Here is an 18,070-nt window from a genome sequence, read left to right as displayed (position 1 = left end):
CGCCCCAGAGGGACACACCCGACATCCTCGTGACCGGCGGCGCCGGCTATATCGGCAGCCACATGACGCTGGCGCTCCTCGGCGCCGGCGAACGCCCGCTGGTAATCGATGATCTTTCCTCCGGCTCGCGCGCCGTGGTGCCGGTCGAGGTGCCGTTGTTCGATGGCAATGTCGGCGACGCCGAGTTCGTCGGCCGGATCATGGACGAGCACCCGATCGAGGCGATCGTTCATTTCGCCGCCAGCATCGTGGTGCCGGAATCGGTCGCCAAACCGCTGGCCTATTACGGCAACAACACCGCCAACGCCCGCACGCTGCTCGATTGCGCGATCAAGCGCGGCATTCCGCATGTGGTATTCTCGTCGACCGCTGCGGTCTATGGGGAGCCGGAGCGCACACCGGTCGATGAGGGCGATCCGACCCAGCCGATCAACCCTTACGGCCGCTCCAAGCTGATGGTCGAATGGATGCTGGCCGACGTGGCTCAGGCCCACCCGTTCAGCTACGCGGCTCTGCGCTACTTCAACGTCGCCGGCGCCGATCCGCAGGGCCGCGCCGGCCAGTCGACACCGAACGCGACCCACCTGATCAAGCTCGCTGTGCAGGCCGCGCTCGGCAAGAGGCCGGGGCTCGACGTCTACGGCACCGACTATCCGACCCCCGACGGCTCGTGCATTCGCGACTACGTGCATGTGTCGGATCTAGCCCAGGCGCATCTCGACGCGCTTCACTATCTGCGCTCGGGCAAGCCCAGCATCACCTGCAACATCGGCTACGCGAACGGTTACTCCGTGCTCGACGTGATCGAGGTTGTGAAACGCGTCTCTGGTTCCGATTTCGAGGTTCGGTTCAAGGGCCGCCGCGCCGGCGACCCCGCGGCGCTGATCGCCGCCAATCAGCGCGCGCGCGACATCCTGGGGTGGACGCCGCGCTACGACGACCTGGAGACCATCGTGCGCCACGCGCTCGCCTGGGAGCGCCGCCTCGGTTGACCCGGCATCTGCCGAACGCTGTCTCAACACGGCACGTCGCGCCAAATCGGCACAGCCGCCTGCGTTCGCAGGACAGCTATCGCAGCTTTTCTGCGAACCAGGCGATGCGGCCTTAACCACTTTACCTTGTTGAGCGGGCACGGTTCGTCGAAGGTTGCTTCCCTTGCTCGAATGATCGATTGTTCTGCCGCAAAATCGATCGATCTGATGATCGCTGGGAAGAGCAATGTCCAACGCGCAAGATGGCGGCGACAAGCCGGCTGCGACGACGCCGGGCGCCGATCGGCGCAAGTCGGACCGCAGGAAAGCTGCGTTCTGGATTCCGTTCGACCGGCATCTGCCGCACGGCGAACGCCGCGTCTCCGGCGATCGCCGCCGCAAACGGTTCGGCCAATGGCCTCGCGTGCTGCTCGGCGGCCTGCCGATCGTGGTGAGCGATCAAGCCGAGACGGCGCGCGCCATGGTCGACGAAGCGTTGCACCGCCGCGGATTGTGGAGGTTCCCGGCCTATATGACGTCGGCCAACGGCGAGGTCACCTACCGCTGCGCTGTGGACGAGAACGAGCGTCGATTGGTGATGGAGGCCGACGCCATCCATGCCGACGGTATGCCGCTGGTGTTCGTATCGCGGTTCCGCTGTGGCCAGTCGCTGCCGGAGCGCGTCGCCACCACCGACCTGTTCCACGAGGTCGCCCGGGAATCCTGCAGGCGCGGCGCGACGATGTACATGCTGGGCGCCAGCGAGGCGTCCAACAAGCTCGCCGTCGAGCGCATGCAACGCCGCTATCCGGGACTGCGCCTGGTCGGGCATCGCCACGGGTATTTCGCCGACGAGGCCGAGGAGATCGCGGTGTGCCGTGAGATCGGCGCGCTGGCGCCCGACATCCTGTGGGTGTCGATGGGCGTGCCGCGGGAGCAGGCGTTCGTGGTCCGCAACCGCCATCGCCTCACCACTGTCGGCGTGATCAAGACCTCCGGCGGCCTGTTCGACTTCCTGTCGGGCTCCAAGCCGCGCGCACCGCAGTGGATGCAGAAGGTCGGCCTCGAGTGGTTGTGGCGGATGGCGCTGGAGCCGCGCAGGCTCGGCGTGCGCTATCTCAAGACCAATCCCTATGCGATGTATTTGCTGCTCACACGGTCGCGGTAGAGATCAGTCGCGCCGCAGCGGCCGGCGCGGGGGTATCAGTGCGCGCAGAACGTCCGCATGCCAGATCTGGCGCTCGGTGTCGAACAGCGCAAAATCGTGGTCGAACTGCCAATAAGCCCACGGCCAACCGCGCCGCTCCGCGGCCCGCGCAACATCATCGAGATAGCGCAACCGGCTGGCCCGCGGCGCCCGCTCATAGACACCGAACTCCCCCAGATAGACCGGACGCGCTTCGCGTGCGGCAAACCGTTGTACGCGATCGAAATCCGCGGCGACCTTGGCCCTGTCCTGTTCGCTGCCCCACTCCCTCGCCGGCAGTCCTGCCAACCTCTCCGACCAGGGCGCCCCCTGATGGGTGAAGTCGAATGGTTCGTAGTAGTGGAAGGTCACGATGATCCGTCGATCCGTGGCAGGGAGTTCGAGAGATTCGATCGATGCCTCCGGCGTGTTCAGCGCAGCAACGACGACGATGCGTTCAGGATTGCTGCTGCGCACGGTCGCGAGCAATTCCCGCAACAGACTGTTCCACTGCGCGATCGTCATATGTCCGCCGGGCTCGTTGAGCAGCTCGAACACCAGACTCGGAAACTGCCCCGCATAGCGGTCCGCGACCTGGCGCCAGAACGCCGCAAGCTTGCGCCTGCAGACGTCGATCTGGATCTGGCAGGTCTCGGTATCGTGCGCGTCGATCACCGGAATGAGCCCGGCCGAAATCGCGCTGTGGATCACCAGATCGAGCCGCTCCAGATAGACATCGCTCAAACGATCGGCGCTGTCCATGAACTTGAACCCGAACAGATTGATGCGGACGTGGTCGAACCCGGCCTGCCTGATCTTGTCGAGATGATCCAATCGGAACGGCGCATCGACGCCGCCCTCCCATATGCCGTCATAGCCGAGAATGTTGACGCCCCGCGCCATGCGCGACGCCATTGCAAAATCGTCGGAGACCCTTGTGGCGCCGGCAACCGGCGCAACGACGGCGGAGGCCAACAGCATGGTCGCGATCAGTCGAGCAATCCCGCCGCCTCTCAGCATCGGGATCGCTCCTGCGCCGCGCTCTCCTGCCGGGTCGACGCGGCAGGAAAACTACAAACCATCAACTGAACGACGATGAGAAGAATCGACATGAAGGACGTCGATCGCAGGAAGTTGGTTTCGGTGAGATTGATCTGATAGCTCAAAAGCAGAAACACGATGGCCAGCGTGCAGTGCGTACGCATGATCGCTCGGTCGCGGATCGACATCAAGATGCGCACGGTGACCAGTGCGGTGCTGGTCAGGAACAGAGTGAACCCGATCAGGCCCGTCTCCACCAGCACCGCGACGTAGCCGCTATGAAAATTGTCCAGCACCCAGCCGTGGCTCTGCTCGTAGTAGTCGTACAGTGACTTGACGGTCCAGAAGCCGTTCAGACCGAATCCGGCAACGGGCGCATCGTTGAAGTGGCTCAAGGCATATTGCCAAATGAATGTCCGCTCGGTGAAGTCGATGCTGGTGTCGCCGATGCGGAACGCGTCGTATCCGGTAAAATAGATGTAGGCGATCATCAGGCAGGCGACTGCGCTCAGCAGCAGCGGTCCCAGGGCGAGAACTCTCATCAGCGTGATCGATCGCCCGCACAGATAGAGGGCCACGCAGGCGGCTACTGTTAGCGCGCCACCGCCACGAGAACCGGAGCCGATCGCACCCGCGCTTCCGACGGCGAGCATCAGCAGGAACACGAGCCAGCCGCCACCGGTGATCTTGCGGTAAGTCGCAAACAGCACCAGGTGGGCACTGATGATGCCGAGAGCCTGCTTGGATGCGAACACGCCCTGCCATTGGCCCGCGTGCATCCAACTGTCGTTGACGCCGATGCTTGGAATGAACAACGCCACCAGGACAGAACTGCCGACCAGAAGGAACAGAGCGAAGGTCGCCGCGGCGAGGATGTCGTCGATGTCGATCCGCATCGCCAACCGATAGGCACCGAACGTGGTGATCGACATCGCCGCCGCCTTCATCAAGGTGGGCGGCGTCAGATCGGACCAAAATGCCGACAACATCGCAAATACGTAGAATCCCAACACTGCGACGACGTCGGCGGTGAGTGCGAGGCGGGCGATCGGGGTGACGAGGAAACTAACGGCGATCACGAGCGACCAGAGCCCGAGCGCCGCGACCTGCTGCAAGACGGCCTGTTCTTCGGGAACCAGCGCCGGACTGAAGACGCCCATCGAGACCAGCACGATCATGGCCACAAGCCATCGGATCGCGACTCGCGCGCGCGTCTCGAACAGGGCCCCCTGATCGAGGGCGGTCCAACCCACTGACGTCACGTCGAGATCCAGTGCTCCCGTAACCCGCACGGGATGTCGGACGGACAGGCCCGACAACCGCGATCGATGCCGGAGACCAGATCCCCGGGTCGTCCTTGTCCCTGTCAGCCGGCGAGCCGCGTATCGGAGCGCTCCGCGGCCGGTCGACCGCCGATCTGATTGGTGACGGTGGCAATCGGAGCGCGGCCGAACCGCGACAGGCTCGCCTGCGCGTGCTGGATCGCGCCGGGATCGTTCGAGATCGCCCCGACTGCCAGCAGATTGTAGTCGGTGTGCGCGGCGAGCTGGGCGACCTCCGGGCACGCCCGCGGTGACGGCGCGTCGATCAACACCAGGTCGAACTCGCTGCGAATATCATCCTGCGCTGCATCGTCAGGCGCTGCACTCAGCAGCCGAAGCAGGCTGCGCACGCTCGTCTTCAGGGTACGAACCGCCGCGCTTCGTCCGGCTGCAGACCCCGCCTGCAGCGCGGCCGAGTCGGGGGCGACTTCGACCACGACGCTGAGCAGACCGCGATCGACGGCAGCCTGATTGAGCGCACGCGCCACCGCACCACCGCTCGCAGCGTCGGCGGACGTCACCAGCACCACTCTGCCACGATCCGATGTCTTGACGCCGATGGTATCGAGAATCCGTTGCACAGAGACCGGTATGTCGGGAAATCCCGGCTGCACAGCGGCCCCGGCGGCGCTCACATCCGGCGGCCCGGGAGGGCGCGGCCGCGAGGTGATCGGAGTCGGCGGCGGGATGGCGGCACCGCCGGAGATCGGATGAGGTTCGGAGGCCACCTCAGCGGCGGCCGGCCCCTGGCTGGCAACACTTTCTGCCTTGTCTTCGTCGCCCCCGGCACGCGGCCGAATTCTGTCCATGACCACAGCGAACCCCACCCCGCCGAACAGCGACACGATCGTCAGCACGGCCAGCATCAGCGACAACGGGGGCCGGGTGGATCGACTGGGCGGCGTTGCGAGCGACGCCACCTTGGTTTGCGTCGCCTGCAGCAGCCGCTGCTGATTGGTGGCGTTGTAGCGTGCCAGAAACTGTTCATAGATGGCACGGTTCGCGTCGGCCTCGCGCTGCAATTCCTGGAGCTTCACGGCGGCCTGAGCATCGGTCAGCATGTCGCCTTCGAGCTGCTTCAACTGCGCCTCGAGCGTCTTCTGCTTGTCGAGCAGCGCTTCGTAGTCGGACTTCGCGTTCGCGACGTGGCGCCTGCGCTCGACTTCGATCTGCCGCTTGAGTTCGGCGAGCTGGTTGTAGGACATCACCAGGTCGGGATGTCGATCGCCGAGCACGGCGCGCTTCTGCGCGATCTGGTCGTTGAGCTGATTGAGCTGGGCCCGCAACGCGGTCAGTAGATCCGACTTCGAGCCGGTCGATCCGTCGACATCCGATTTCAGATCGCGCTGCGCCTGCTCGTAGCGCCCCCTGGCCTCTTCGACCTGGAGCCGTGCCGCGGACACCTGCTGGGTGAGCTCGGTGACCCGGAGCTGACGTGTGGTGCTTTCCTTTCCGGCATCCACGATACGGTACTGCGTCTTGAAGGCCGCAATGGCATCCTCCGACGCTCGCAGCTTGTCGCTCAGCGTCTTGAGGCGGGAGTTCAGCCAGGCGGCTGCATCGTCGGTCGCCACGGTGCGCGTGTTGGTCTGGCTGGCCACGAATGCCGATGCGATCGCGTTGGCATAGTCGGCGGCGCGCTGCGGATCCTTCGAGACGAAGGTCATCGCAATGACGTAGGTCAGCCCGCGGCGCGCGATCTCGAGATGCTTGCGGAACTTCTCCAGAACCCGGGCCCGATCGGTTTCCCCACCGGAGATTTCGTAATCGTCGGCGACCTTCAGCTTGTCGATCAGCGGTTCGAGAAAGCCGTCGGACTTGGCGATCTCCACCAGGCTCTGCAACGCCGCAGCGTCCTGGCCTATCCCCGGCAGCACTTCCTGATCCGGGGTAACGCGCTGTTCACGTGGATCGACGATGACCAGCGCCGTCGCTGCATACTTCGCCGGCACCAGCCAAAGCCCGACGATCCCGAGCGCAAACAGCACCGCCGCCGCCACAGCGATCCGCCTGGCATTGTCCAAGAAGAAACCAGCGATACGCGCGACCGACAATCCGTCTTCGGCGGCACCGCGAGCGTCGCCGCCGACGCCTTGCCAGGACGCCGACACCTCGCGCCGCTCGGTCGGCGCCTTGTCGCTGGCTGTCGGAGAAACGGGCACTACAACGCTCCACTCGTCCCCGACCCGGGGATGCTCATCGCAAAGTAAATTTCTACGGTTAATTGCGGGTTACTCCGCCACGCCCGCGCCATGATCCTGAACTGTGCCTTCAAAGAAACGCCGCGGCGCAGATATTGTCGGAGGGTTAACCGCGTCTTTAGAAATTGCGCGTCCTCCGGGACTCAGCGCCTGTGAAGGCGCCGCACCGAGCGGTACACGTTTTATTAATCTTATGGGGTCACCGACGCAGTCCATGTACGAGTGTTTCGCGAGATGTGTTCGATGAGCGATCAGGCGCCGCGATCAGATCGCACCGGTGCAGCGCTCGTCACGAATGTAGCTCCCGCCTCGGCGGGTTCGAGCCGGCGCACGACGGGGCTTGCGACACGCATTCTTCTGATCCAGACCCAAGCCGAGAACGCGGGTGCACAGGAGATCTCGCGCCTCGTCGGTGCCGGGCTGGCGGCGCGCGGCTACGATGTCCACAACCTGTTCTTCTTCCGGCAGTCGCGCGGCTTCGACGAGCCGGCGAATACGACCTATTGCGCGCCGCGCCGGCCCGGCAATCCATTGTCGTTCCTGCGCTTCCTGGTGTCCCTCGGTCGCCGGATCCGCACGACGCGCCCGGATGCGATCCTGACATTTCAGCACTACGGCAATGCGATCGGCGGCGCTATCGCGCGGCTGGTGAGTCCGGCTCCGGTGATCGCCAATCAGGTTTCGGCCCGGTTGACGATGCCCGGCTGGCTGCAGAAGCTCGACCGGATGATGGGTCGACTCGGCGTGTTCGACACCATCACGGTGAACTCAAAGGACATGCTGCGCGACTATTCGCACTATCCGGCTTCCTACCGCCAACGCCTGACCCATGTTCCGCACGGCTTCGATCAGAAGCACTCGACCCTGACCCGAACTGAAGCGCGCCGCCGCTTCGCTCTGCCGATCGAGAGCGTCGTACTCGGTACGGCGGCGCGGCTGCATCCGCTGAAACAGCTCGACGCCAGCATCCGCGTGCTGCCGGCGCATCCCACCTGGCGGCTCGCGCTGGCGGGCAACGGGCCGGACGAAGCGCGGCTGCGCGCGCTGGCGGAACAGCTCGGCGTCGCCGACCGGGTGTCTTTCATCGGAGAGATCTCGCCGGAGCAGATCGCTGATTTCTTGGCGTGCCTCGACGTGTTCGTGTTCCCCTCACTGGCCGAAACCTTCGGGCTCGCCGCGGTCGAGGCCGCGCATGCGGGAATTCCGGTGGTCGCCAACGATCTGCCGGTGCTGCGCGAGGTGCTGGCGTATCAGGGTGAGCCGGCTGCGGTGTTCGTGGATGCCTCCGACAACGACGCGCTCGGAGCGGCGATCGCCGCGGTGCTCGACGACCCGGAGCTGAGGGTGCGACTTCAACGCAGTGGCGAAGGTTTGAGGACCAGATACTCTGTCGACGTCATGGTCGACGATTACGTGCGGATTGTCGAACAGGCGATGTAAGCAATTGTTCTTTGACGGATTGACTTATGATCGTTGAGCTTCGGTTCGACCGCCAGCGTCCACGATCATGGATGCGCCATCTGATCGATCTTCTGACGAGCCAGGCGCGGACGACGCAGATCTCCTGGATCGCGACCGGCGCCGAGCGTCCGCCCGGCCTGGAGGCGCTGCTCGATCTCGAACGGATGCTGCTGCGGCGGCGATCGTGATCCTGCGCTGTTGCAGGCACCGAACGCCGCGCACGGGCGCCCCGACATCGTCATCGACTTCACCGCTGTCGCACGTGAACCCGAATGTCCGGCGCGGCTCTATCTGCGTCCGCTGTTCGACGGCCAGGCCGGCGAAGATGCGGCATTCGCCGCGATCCTTGCAGGCGACCTGCCGGTCATCGAGATCTGCGACGAGATCAGCGGCACAGTGATGTGGTCCGGGCAGCCTTCCGGCGAAAACGCCCAAGGGCTCGGCGGTGCACTCGGTGCGACCATGGCCCGCACCGCCACGCTGATGAAGGGCGTGCTGGAGAGCGGTGCGCGGCCGCTGACGATCCGCCGCGACGGCGGCCATCTCGGTCACGCGCATTCCGCGCCAGGCTTCGTGGCCCGCAACCTCGCGCTGTCGGTCGCCAAAGCGATCTACCGGATGTGTTGCTATGCGCCGCATTGGCGGATCGGCTGGCGTCACACCGACGACGCCGGAATCTGGGGCTCGGCCGATCTGTCGGGCCCGGACTGGCAAGCGATACCGAGCCCGGCCAACCGGTTCTATGCCGATCCGTTCGCGGTGACGTGGAAGGGCCGCACCTGCGTCTTCTTCGAAGAGCTCGACCACCGCGTCGGCAAGGGCACGATCTCGGCGATCGAGTTCGGTGAATCCGGCCCGATCGGCGGAGCCATTCCGGTGCTCGAAGAGCCGTGGCACCTGTCCTATCCGTTTCTGATCGCGCACGGCGACGAGCTGTGGATGATTCCGGAGAGCAGCGTGCAGAGGGACGTCTCGATCTATCGCTGCGTGGCGTTTCCCGGTCGTTGGGAACGGCACGCGACGCTGCTGTCGGGCGTGGAGCTGGCCGACGCCACCATCGTGCAGCACGACGGACGTCACTATCTGTTCGGCGCGACCCGTGACGATGACCGCGATGGCGGCTACTCCGATACGCTTTCGATCTATCTCGCCGACGACCTGTTCGGACCGTGGCGTCCGCACGCGATCCGGCCGGCCCTGGTCGACCGCGCCAGCGCGCGTCCTGCGGGGCATTTCGTCCGGCAGGGAGGCCGACTGTGGCGGCCGGTCCAGGATTGCACGCGCGGTTATGGCGGCGCACTGGGCCTCGCCGAGATCACCGAGCTGTCGCCGGAGACCTTCGCGCAGACCGTGCGACATGTTGTAGAACCGGGCCCGCGATGGCCGGGTCGCAAGCTGCACACCCTCAATCGCTGCGGTCGGCTCGAACTGATCGACGGCAGCGTGATCCAGCCCAAGATCGCCAGCCTGCGCATGATTGCACGGGCGAACGACACCCTCGCGGTCGGGGCGCGCTGAAGAGAGTTGGCTACGGCAGTCAGCGTCGCCGCAACCACCGGCCGACGATCGATCCTGCGGCAAGCCCGAGGGTTCCGCCGGCGAGCTTGACGCTGGCGTCGAACAATCGTCCGTGTCGAGACGGTTCCAGCAATTGAATCAGCTCGAGCAGGACCGCCGCACCGATCACGATGGCGGCAGCGAACAGGATGTAGCGCGGATAGGCGGCAGCGAACAACGCGCCGACCAGAGCGAACGCGGCGAACCGCTCGATCGACGGCGATACCCCGGTGGTGGGCCTCAGTCCGATCGGGCTCAGGGTTGCGAACGCAATTCCGGCCAGGCAAGCCCAGGCTGCAATCCGCAGGAGAATATCAAACCTGATGGCACTGCTGTTCATCGATCCGACGTCCGCGCTGGCGAGCCCATGGTTAACGACGAAGCGTCTCTGCTTCATCACGTCCCCGAGCGTCTTTACCGTTATCGACAATTGTCGTTCGGGATCGGCTCGCAGATCGTTCAAATAGGATAAGTTGTTCTGGCGCGCCAGCACGGCGGCGGCGTCACTGCGGACGTGGTGAACCCGGTTGCGGATCCGGCCGCCGGAACAATCCTGTTCCGCTCGAAGACGGGCCGGTCGGTCCCGGCGAGGTTGATGACTTTGAAGTTCGCTGCGACGTTCGCAAGATTGATCGACCTGCGCAACAACGCCGGAATTCGCGCGATGACCGGCGCTCTCGCGCTGCGGGTGATGATCACCCTCGTCAATCTGACACTTGTGACGCTCGCTGCGCGAACGCTCAACGCGCACGATTTCGGCACCTATTCGATCCTGTTCAGCGCAGCGGGCCTGCTCAGCGTCATTGCCACCTTCGGCCAGCAGATCTTCATCATGCGGTCGTGGAGCGAATACACCACCGCCGGCAACGAGGCGATGCTGAAGGGTGTGGTGATCTTCACGGCGCTCGCCTGCCTCGCCGGCGGCATTCTCGTCAGCCTGCCTTTCTTCGTCTGGGTGTCGACCGAGCAAGATACGCTGCTGGCGCTGTCCGCGACCGCTTACCTGTTCTGCTTTGCGCTGATGCTGACATCCGCGCACGCCGCCCGTGGCGCCGTCGGCGTCGGGGTCGGCGACGGATTGACCTATCTGCTGGTCGCAACCTGCCCGATCCTGTATCTGCTCGGCTGCGTTGCATTCGGCGCGACGATCGAGATCCACACCATCTTCCTGACCATGGCGGCGGCGTCCTGCGTCACCATCATGGTTCAGATGGCGCTGTTGCTGCGGCAGGTTCGCCGGCAGTTCCCGCAGATCGGCCGCGCGCATTCCGCCTTCGAGCTGCGCATCTGGTGTGCGCGATCGGCCAAGCTGTGGGTCTCCGTCAGCCTGGAAGCGGCCAATCAATACGCCGACGTGGTGATCATCGGCTACCTGATGAGTCCGACGGTCGCCGGCGCATATTTCGTCATCACGCGTGTCGCGAACGCCTTCGCGATGGCGACCGGGGCGGTGTACATCTTCTCCACCCGACATATCCCGAACCTGTACTACGGCCGCCAGCACCGCGAACTCGACGGTCTGCTGGATTCGGTGGCCCTGATGACCCTGGCAATCGTCGCCGGCGGACTGATGCTGGTGCTCGGCGGCGGTCACTGGATCCTGTATCTGTTCAATCCCGATTACGTGCCGTACTACGCCACGCTCGGCATCCTGACCGCCGGCACCGCCGCGGTCGCTGCAGCGGGCCCCTGCGGTTCGATCCTGATGCTGACCGGGCATGAGGGCCGGTATCTGGCCATCATCGCCGGCACGGTATTGATGCGGGCAGTCGGATTCTTCGTGCTGATCCCGCTGTTCGGGATTTCCGGCGCGGTGGCGGCGACCGCGATTTCGTTCATTGCGCTCGCGCTGCTGATGCGGAGCGCCTCGATTCGCCTCACCGGGATCGACGGCTCGGTGCTACGGCTTCTGACGGGATGGCGGCAGCGCCGGCTATCGCAGCCGGCCGAGTAGTCCAAACCAGGGTGGTTCGCGCAAGCCAGGACCGACAATCGAAGCCGGCCGTCTCCGACCGTCGCGAAACTCAGATCTCGGCCGCGATCACCGACAGCCAGTTGCGGAACAGCGCCGCCGCGGAGGCTTCGAGTGTTGCGGCCAGACCCGGCCGCAGCGCCAAGGACGGCAGCTCGGCGATCATATCCGGTCGGCGACCGATCCGCGCACGATCGCAAAACGCGGCGAGCCGCGCTTCGATCTCAGCACGGAAATAGTTTTCCGGCGGAGCCGGACAATCGTCGCGCTCGCCGGCAAGATAGCGGCCGAGATCGCGCAGGAACTCGCGCTGCAGCGTCGTCGCATCGTATTCCGGATGGCCCTGAAAGAACACCATGCGGCTGCCGTCGCGTCGGGTGAACACATCGACACCCGCTCCCTCCGCCCGCGTCAGCACGTCGTAGCCAGCGTCGCACAATTCGTCCGCATCGAGACCATTCAACCGCGAATGCGACACCGCAGCGTCGTCGGCAGACCGGCCAGCATCGGATCATCGCTCAGCCGCTCGGCCGCATAGACCCCGGAGCACTTCCACGGCAGTCGCCGCCGTTCGATGCCGTCGAGATGCAGGACGGCGGCATGGGCGGCGAGACACGACCAGATCGTCGCGCGCGTATTGGCTTCGGCCCAATCCGTCAGCCGGCGAAACTCGTCCCAATATGGCTCGTCCCGCAGGGCCGATGTACGCGGCTCCGCCCCGGTGACAATCAGGCCATCGAGCGGCACGCGGCCGAGATCGCCGATGTCGGAATACAGGCTGTCGATTCGGTGGCGCGCGGTGGCCGACCGCGGTATCGACCGTAGCGCGAAACAATGCAGCCGAACCCGCCGCTCGCCGGCGCCGTCGCGCAGCAGCCGCGCGAACTGCCGCTCGGTGGCGCGCAGCGCCGCATCACCCATGTTGTTGACGAGACCGATCTCGATCGGCCTGCGATGATCCCGCAGTGCTCGCCTGCGTCGTTCGTCGCCGACGTCATCCGGCGTCAACGCCGGGCTGATGATCGGGTCGGCGCTGTCGAACAGCAGACTCATGAGCCGGTGCCGCTTATTCGGCAGCCAGACGCGGCTGCGAACCGCAGGCCGCTGCGAGCGCCTGATCGAGATCTTCGATAATGTCGGCGATGTGCTCGATGCCAATCGACAACCGGATCGTCTCCGGCAACACGCCGGCCTGGCGCTGCTGCTCGGCCGACATCTGGCGATGCGTCGTGGAGGCCGGATGACAGGCGAGCGATTTGGCGTCGCCGATGTTCACCAGCCGGGTGATCAGCTTGAGTGAACCGTAGAACGCGTTGCCGGCTTCCATGCCGCCCTTGATGCCGAAGGTGAACAGCGACGACACACGGCCGTCGAGATATTTCTGCACCAGCGGGTAATACGGGCTGTCCCGGAAGCCTGTGTAGTGACCCAGGCGACACGCGGATCGTCGCGTAAGGATTCGGCGACCTTGCGGGCGTTCTCGACGTGCCGCTCCATCCGCAGCGCTACCGTCTCGATTCCTTGCAGCAGCAGGAAGGCGTTGAAGACCGTCGCACAGCTCGTGCTGCGCTGGCAGCATGCCAAGGCCGCTTAGCAGCAGATTTCCGAACTAGTCTCCGATGCCAGCATCGCAATCCAACAAACAATCAGCAGGAGACGCCATGATGCCCAACGACCTGATCGTCACCTCGCGCACCGACATCGAATTGAAGCCGGCGCCGATCGAGCCATCGTGGATCATCGAAGGCAATCCGGTCGCCACCAACTGCACGCTGTCGCGCAGCGCCGACGGCATGGCGTCGACGATCATCTGGCAGTGCACCGAGGGCAAGTTCAACTGGCACTACGACATCGACGAGACGATCTGCATTCTGGAAGGCTCGGTGGTGATCGAAAGCGCCGGCATGCCGGCGAAGCGCTACGGTCCGGGTGACGTGATCTTTTTCAAGGACGGCGCCAGCGCGCGCTGGCATGTCGAAGGTCACATCCGCAAGATTGCGTTCTGCCGCCGCACCCAGCCGCGGCTGGTCGCGCTGGCGGTGCGGGTGTTCGTCAAGCTGCGCTCGATGTTGCTGCCATCCGCCAACCGGCCGGCGCAATCGCTGCTCGGCGCCAACTGAACCAATCCCGATTCCGCGGCGCAAGGCCGCATAAATCAAATCAGACGGCGGATCGCGCGGCGATCCGCCGTTTTCGTTCGGCCAGCCCTACTGAAGTCGGATTGATTTGACGCAAAGAAGCAGTTTGCGGGTTCTGGCATGTCCTAAGGCGAAAGTCGCATTTGGGGCAAAGCAGACGCGATGGACTTTTCTCACGGCAAGTCGGGACGACCGTCGATCCTCGCAATCGTGTACACCGATGGCGCAGCCGCTTGCCGGCTGATGTCGGATCTCGGCCGCCGCTTGCGCGACGCCGGCGTGGTGGTCGCGGGTCTGGTGCCGTATCAGGGCGCTGTCGACGATGGCACGCCGCGCTGCGACATGGAGGTCGAGGAGCTGTCCTCCCGTTTCATCCTTCAACTCGCAGAAGAGCGCGGCAAGCAGCCCCACGGCTGCCGCATCGATCCAGAAGCCGTGCAGGAAGCCGCCGCTTTGATCGCGGCATCGTTCCGTAACGCGCCGGAGTTGCTGATCGTCAACAAATTCGGCAAGCTCGAAGCCGACGGCGGGGGTCTCAGCGACGTGATCAGCGATGCGGTGGATCAAGGGATTCCGGTCATCGTCGGCGTTCCGGAGCGACATCTCGCACCGTGGCGCTGCTTCACGAGCGGCCTCGCCGAAGAAGCATCCCTGGAATCGCCCCGCATTCAGCAATGGCTGGCCCGCCGCGGCTTTGGAGTGCGGCGCAGCACTGTCGGCCCACAGCACGTGTTCAATTCGGCAGCGTGAAGCGATAGCAGACCGGCATCCTCGGCAGCCTCATGATCGAGGCGCTTCGGTTGCCCAGGTGTTTCGCTCTCTATTCGCCGCGCTTCATCGCATCACTTGTGGCGCATAGTTCGAGACGGCGTTACGCGTCTCCGCACCATGAGGTTGCGCTCGCTGCCAGCACACATCGCTTCAAGGGCAGGACGAATCCAGAAACGCCAACGCCCGGGACCAGCCCGGGCATTGTGTGTGTTGTGCCATGAAGCAACTATCGCCGAAGCGATGAGCTTCGGCGGCGCGGGCCTCTGCTGTCCGCGCGCGCCGCCGACGCTGCTTCGTGCTCAACCGAACTTGAACAGCACGCCGTAACCGCCCCGCGGGTAGCTCCACTCGATGTCGCCGCCGCCTTCGGCGAGCACCCGGCAGGTGCCGCATTCGACGCAGCCGTCCGGCGTCACCTCGACCTGGCCGTTGCTGTTCAACTCGTAGCAATGCGCAGGGCAGATCTTCAGCAGCGCCAGCAACTCCGGCGACGGCTTGGTATGCGGCTTGACCTTGATATGAGCGTTGCCGACGTCGACCAGATAGCGGTTCTGATACAGCTTGTCTTCGACGCGAACCGGGGCTTCCGTTGTCATCGTCCGTTCTCCGCTTTCTCGATTCCCGCTGGTTTATCGCCACGCCCGCGCGAAGCGGAACGCGTCGCCGAACAGTCCGCCCCACGACCGCGCCGAAACGAACGACTTGATCGTGGTCTTCTCCTTCTCGATCTTCGGCGTGCCGTCGACACGGACGAAATTCTGCAGCGCCTTGTTGACGAGCTGCGGATAGGTCAGGAAGAAGTTCTGCGACTGGATGTGCAGCAGGGCCGGCATATCCTTGTACTTCTTCAGATCCTTGATGACGAAGGAGTCGTCGAGCATCTTCTTGTAGAGCGCGAGGTTCTCCTTGGTCATCGGATCCTTGCGCGACTTGACCTGGAAGATCGCCTCGCCGGCGATCCGGCCCGACGTCATCGCCAGATTCGAGCCCTCGCGGTGCATCGCGTTGTTGAGCTGCGCGGCGTCGCCGACCACGACCCAGCCGTCGCCATAGAGCTGCGGAATCGCCTTGTAGCCGCCTTCCGGGATCAGGTGACCGGCATATTCCTTCACCTCGGAGCCCTCGATCAGCGGCGCCACCGAGGGGTGCTTCTTGAAGCGCTCGAGCAAGCCGTAGGGCGTCTCGCCGGTCTTCTGGAAGTCGGACACCAGACAGCCGATGCCGATCGAGATCGACTCCTTGTTGGTGTAGATGAATCCCATGCCGGTCATGCCGGCCGAGATGGTGCCGGCCGCCTCGATCACCACGCCTTCGTCGCCCTTCAGGTTGAAGCGGGTTTCGATGGTCTCGCGCGGCAGGAAGTGCATTTCCTTCACGGCCAGCGCCACGTTCTCCGGCGTGGGTCGTTCACGCAGCTCGGCCTTGGTGCCGAGCAGGCCGTTGACACCTTCGGCCAGCACCACAACGTCGGCATGCACCTGGCCACCGTCGCGATCGGTAATCACGCCGATCACCTTGCCGTAGGCGTCCTGCACGAGTTCCTTGACGGTGGTCTCGCACAGCACGATCGCGCCGGCTTCCTGCGCCTTGCTCGACAGCCATTTGTCGAACTGCGCACGAATGATGGTGTAGCGGTTCGGCTTCTCTTCGTTGAAATCTTCAGAGCGGTGATGCAGGCCGGTGTGCGACTTGCCGTCCATCATCCAGAAACGCTGCTCGACGAGGTGCCGCTCCAGCGGCGCATCCTCGCGGAAGTCGGGGACCAGCTTCTCCAGCATGTCGGCATAGAGAATCGCGCCCTGCACGTTCTTCGAGCCCGGATACTCCCCGCGCTCGATCTGCAGTACCTTCATGCCGCGCTTGGCCATGGTCAGCGCAGCGGCGTTGCCGGCCATGCCGGCCCCGACGACGATGGCGTCGAAACGTTCTTCGATCATGGCAGCCTCCTGTTAGCTCGCGATCCGGTCGCGGGTGTGCGCAGACAGCCGTTTGCGGAATGCTTCGGTCAGCGCCGGCAGCAGCCGGATCGCATCGGTGACGAGAGCGAGATGGGCGAAGTCGAAGATCGGCGCGTTCTTGTCGGTATTGATCGCGACGATCAGGTCGGAGCCGTCGACGCCGACGCGGTGCTGAATCGCGCCGGAGATGCCGGCGGCGATGTAGAGCTTCGGCCGGATGGTCTTGCCGGTCTGGCCGATCTGGCGGTCGGCCGACACCCAGCCCTTCTGCACCAGCGGCCGCGAGCAGCCGTATTCGGCGCCGAGCACGCCGGCGAGCTGGCGCACGAGCTGGAAATTCTCCGGCGAAGCGAGCCCGAGGCCGCCGGCGACGACGATGTCGGCATAAGCCAGGTTCGAGGTCGCCTTGTCGCGATCCGGCACGAAAGCCAGGATCTTGGTGACGATATCGGCTTCGACCAGGCCGAGCGGGAATTCGATGACGCGGCCGACCGGCTTCTCCACCCGCTCGGGCATCGACATCACGCGCGGCCGCACGGTCGCCATCTGCGGCCGGAAGTTCAGCGTGTAGATCGTGCACAGCAGCGAGCCGCCGAAGGTCGGACGCGTCGCGGCGAGCGAATTGTCGGCATCGACCTCGAGCTCGGTGCAGTCCGCGGTCAGACCGGTGAGCAGCGTGGTCGCCACCGCTCCGGCAAGATCGCGACCGAGCGTGGTGGCGCCGAGCAGCAGGATCTCCGGCTTATGGGTGTTGACCAGATCGGTCAGCGCCTTGGTGTAGGACTCGTTGCGGTAGTCCGTCAGCACGTCGTCGGCCACGACGTAAGCGAGGTCGGCGCCGTAGCAGAACGATTCCGCCACCGCGGCCCTGGTGGCTTCGCCGGTCGGGCCGATCACCACCGCGGCGAGCTCGACCCCGAGCTTGTCGGCGAGGCGGCGGCCGGAGCCCATCAGTTCCCAGGAGACGGGGTGAACGTGACCGCGTTCCTGCTCGATGAACACCCAGACGTGCTTATAGGCTTTGAAATGCTCGGGCAGCTCCTTCTTGGCGGCGGCGCGTCCGGCGGGCTGCGGGGCAGGCTTGGCGGGCTGGCTCATCGAAGCGGCTCTCTGTTCGGGTTGTCAGAATCCACGCGCCAGCTCGAACATTTCGTTCTCGAGCTTGGGCCGGAGCTTGAAGATTTCGTCGATCAGTGCTTCCGCCGGCGGCTGGCCGGCGGCCTCGACAACCTTGGCCTTCTCGGCGCGCGGGGTGGGCGCGAACACGCGCTTCACCACCGTCGGGGAGCCGCGCAGGCCGCACTTCTGGATGTCCTCGACGCCGGCATCCTGCGCGCTCCACTTCACCACCTCGGCGCGGGCGGCATTCAGCGCATTGATCATCGAACCGCGGCGCACCTGGTTGGTGCCTTCCAGCATGGTGATCAGGCAGGGCAGATTGCTGCGCAGCACCTGCACGCCGCCTTCGGAGCGGCGCTCGACTTCGATCGTT

Annotated in this window: 14 protein-coding genes and 3 pseudogenes; 7 read left to right on the top strand and 10 right to left on the bottom strand. The window is 64.8% G+C overall.

Annotated features, from left to right (window positions below):
- Positions 1-23 precede the first annotated feature (23 nt).
- Positions 24-992, top strand: coding sequence for a UDP-glucose 4-epimerase GalE (gene galE / locus DU475_RS18160; protein ID WP_349644213.1), 969 nt, complete (start codon positions 24-26; stop codon positions 990-992).
- A gap of 226 nt (positions 993-1,218) precedes the next feature.
- Positions 1,219-2,139: a WecB/TagA/CpsF family glycosyltransferase gene (locus DU475_RS18155; protein WP_047307470.1), complete on the top strand. Its 921-nt coding sequence runs from the start codon at positions 1,219-1,221 to the stop codon at positions 2,137-2,139.
- Positions 2,140-2,142: 3 nt separating this feature from the next.
- On the opposite strand, the gene DU475_RS18150 is transcribed toward DU475_RS18155, so the two are convergent.
- The 3 genes from DU475_RS18150 to DU475_RS18140 form a co-directional block, all read right to left on the bottom strand.
- A complete protein-coding gene (locus tag DU475_RS18150) occupies positions 2,143-3,060 on the bottom strand; it encodes a glycoside hydrolase family 5 protein (protein ID WP_142884246.1) in 918 nt (305 codons plus the stop codon).
- Positions 3,061-3,170: 110 nt separating this feature from the next.
- A complete protein-coding gene (locus DU475_RS18145) occupies positions 3,171-4,460 on the bottom strand; it encodes an O-antigen ligase family protein (protein WP_013504410.1) in 1,290 nt (429 codons plus the stop codon).
- 104 nt (positions 4,461-4,564) lie between these two features.
- Positions 4,565-6,682 (bottom strand): GumC family protein, encoded by a 2,118-nt coding sequence (locus tag DU475_RS18140; protein ID WP_164632914.1) that lies wholly within the window; start codon positions 6,680-6,682, stop codon positions 4,565-4,567.
- A 282-nt stretch (positions 6,683-6,964) separates the two neighbouring features.
- Here DU475_RS18140 and DU475_RS18135 point away from each other — a divergent pair, with 282 nt between their 5' ends.
- On the top strand, positions 6,965-8,161 hold the full coding sequence (locus DU475_RS18135; RefSeq protein WP_164632913.1) for a glycosyltransferase family 4 protein: 1,197 nt from the start codon (positions 6,965-6,967) through the stop codon (positions 8,159-8,161).
- Positions 8,162-8,187: 26 nt separating this feature from the next.
- Positions 8,188-9,700 (top strand): annotated as a pseudogene (locus DU475_RS18130) (glucosamine inositolphosphorylceramide transferase family protein).
- Between the two features lie 19 nt (positions 9,701-9,719).
- Here DU475_RS18130 and DU475_RS18125 read toward each other — a convergent pair.
- On the bottom strand, positions 9,720-10,232 hold the full coding sequence (locus DU475_RS18125) for a hypothetical protein (RefSeq protein ID WP_349644212.1): 513 nt from the start codon (positions 10,230-10,232) through the stop codon (positions 9,720-9,722).
- A gap of 102 nt (positions 10,233-10,334) precedes the next feature.
- Here DU475_RS18125 and DU475_RS18120 point away from each other — a divergent pair, with 102 nt between their 5' ends.
- On the top strand, positions 10,335-11,693 hold the full coding sequence (locus tag DU475_RS18120) for a lipopolysaccharide biosynthesis protein (protein ID WP_246700355.1): 1,359 nt from the start codon (positions 10,335-10,337) through the stop codon (positions 11,691-11,693).
- A 70-nt stretch (positions 11,694-11,763) separates the two neighbouring features.
- Here the strand turns inward: DU475_RS18120 and metA are convergent.
- Together metA and DU475_RS18110 are read right to left on the bottom strand one after the other, a co-directional pair.
- Positions 11,764-12,764 (bottom strand): annotated as a pseudogene (metA, locus tag DU475_RS18115) (homoserine O-succinyltransferase MetA).
- 13 nt (positions 12,765-12,777) lie between these two features.
- Positions 12,778-13,271: pseudogene (locus DU475_RS18110) on the bottom strand (PLP-dependent transferase); the annotation flags it as partial.
- A 104-nt stretch (positions 13,272-13,375) separates the two neighbouring features.
- Between DU475_RS18110 and DU475_RS18105 the strand changes: the two are divergent.
- Positions 13,376-13,831, top strand: a complete 456-nt coding sequence (locus DU475_RS18105; protein WP_142884247.1) for a cupin domain-containing protein — start codon at positions 13,376-13,378, stop codon at positions 13,829-13,831.
- A 180-nt stretch (positions 13,832-14,011) separates the two neighbouring features.
- A complete protein-coding gene (locus tag DU475_RS18100; RefSeq protein ID WP_164632912.1) occupies positions 14,012-14,599 on the top strand; it encodes a DUF2478 domain-containing protein in 588 nt (195 codons plus the stop codon).
- 320 nt (positions 14,600-14,919) lie between these two features.
- On the opposite strand, the gene DU475_RS18095 is transcribed toward DU475_RS18100, so the two are convergent.
- The 4 genes from DU475_RS18095 to DU475_RS18080 form a co-directional block, all read right to left on the bottom strand.
- The gene (locus DU475_RS18095) at positions 14,920-15,216 is read right to left on the bottom strand and encodes a ferredoxin family protein (RefSeq protein ID WP_013504419.1); all 297 of its coding nucleotides are present in this window, start codon (positions 15,214-15,216) and stop codon (positions 14,920-14,922) included.
- Positions 15,217-15,249: 33 nt separating this feature from the next.
- Positions 15,250-16,557, bottom strand: a complete 1,308-nt coding sequence (locus DU475_RS18090) for an FAD-dependent monooxygenase (RefSeq protein ID WP_013504420.1) — start codon at positions 16,555-16,557, stop codon at positions 15,250-15,252.
- 12 nt (positions 16,558-16,569) lie between these two features.
- Positions 16,570-17,676: an electron transfer flavoprotein subunit alpha/FixB family protein gene (locus DU475_RS18085; RefSeq protein WP_013504421.1), complete on the bottom strand. Its 1,107-nt coding sequence runs from the start codon at positions 17,674-17,676 to the stop codon at positions 16,570-16,572.
- Between the two features lie 24 nt (positions 17,677-17,700).
- On the bottom strand, positions 17,701-18,070 hold a 370-nt coding region (locus DU475_RS18080; protein ID WP_502706852.1), incomplete at its 5' end, for an electron transfer flavoprotein subunit beta/FixA family protein.

It is taken from the genome of Rhodopseudomonas sp. WA056, assembly GCF_010906995.1.
Lineage (GTDB): Bacteria > Pseudomonadota > Alphaproteobacteria > Rhizobiales > Xanthobacteraceae > Rhodopseudomonas > Rhodopseudomonas palustris_G.
The sequence above is the reverse complement of the archived record's forward strand: the minus strand, read 5'-3'. Positions and strand labels throughout refer to the sequence as shown.

Excerpts from the sequence above, each read along its gene's own strand:
- DU475_RS18095 (WP_013504419.1), bottom strand. The coding sequence starts at position 15,216 with ATGACAACGGAAGCCCCGGTTCGCGTCGAAGACAAGCTGTATCAGAAC.
- DU475_RS18120 (WP_246700355.1), top strand. The coding sequence starts at position 10,335 with ATGACTTTGAAGTTCGCTGCGACGTTCGCAAGATTGATCGACCTGCGC.
- DU475_RS18135 (WP_164632913.1), top strand. The coding sequence starts at position 6,965 with ATGAGCGATCAGGCGCCGCGATCAGATCGCACCGGTGCAGCGCTCGTC.
- DU475_RS18150 (WP_142884246.1), bottom strand. The coding sequence starts at position 3,060 with ATGGCGCGGGGCGTCAACATTCTCGGCTATGACGGCATATGGGAGGGC.
- DU475_RS18085 (WP_013504421.1), bottom strand. The coding sequence starts at position 17,676 with ATGAGCCAGCCCGCCAAGCCTGCCCCGCAGCCCGCCGGACGCGCCGCC.
- DU475_RS18090 (WP_013504420.1), bottom strand. The coding sequence starts at position 16,557 with ATGATCGAAGAACGTTTCGACGCCATCGTCGTCGGGGCCGGCATGGCC.
- DU475_RS18100 (WP_164632912.1), top strand. The coding sequence starts at position 14,012 with ATGGACTTTTCTCACGGCAAGTCGGGACGACCGTCGATCCTCGCAATC.
- DU475_RS18105 (WP_142884247.1), top strand. The coding sequence starts at position 13,376 with ATGCCCAACGACCTGATCGTCACCTCGCGCACCGACATCGAATTGAAG.
- DU475_RS18155 (WP_047307470.1), top strand. The coding sequence starts at position 1,219 with ATGTCCAACGCGCAAGATGGCGGCGACAAGCCGGCTGCGACGACGCCG.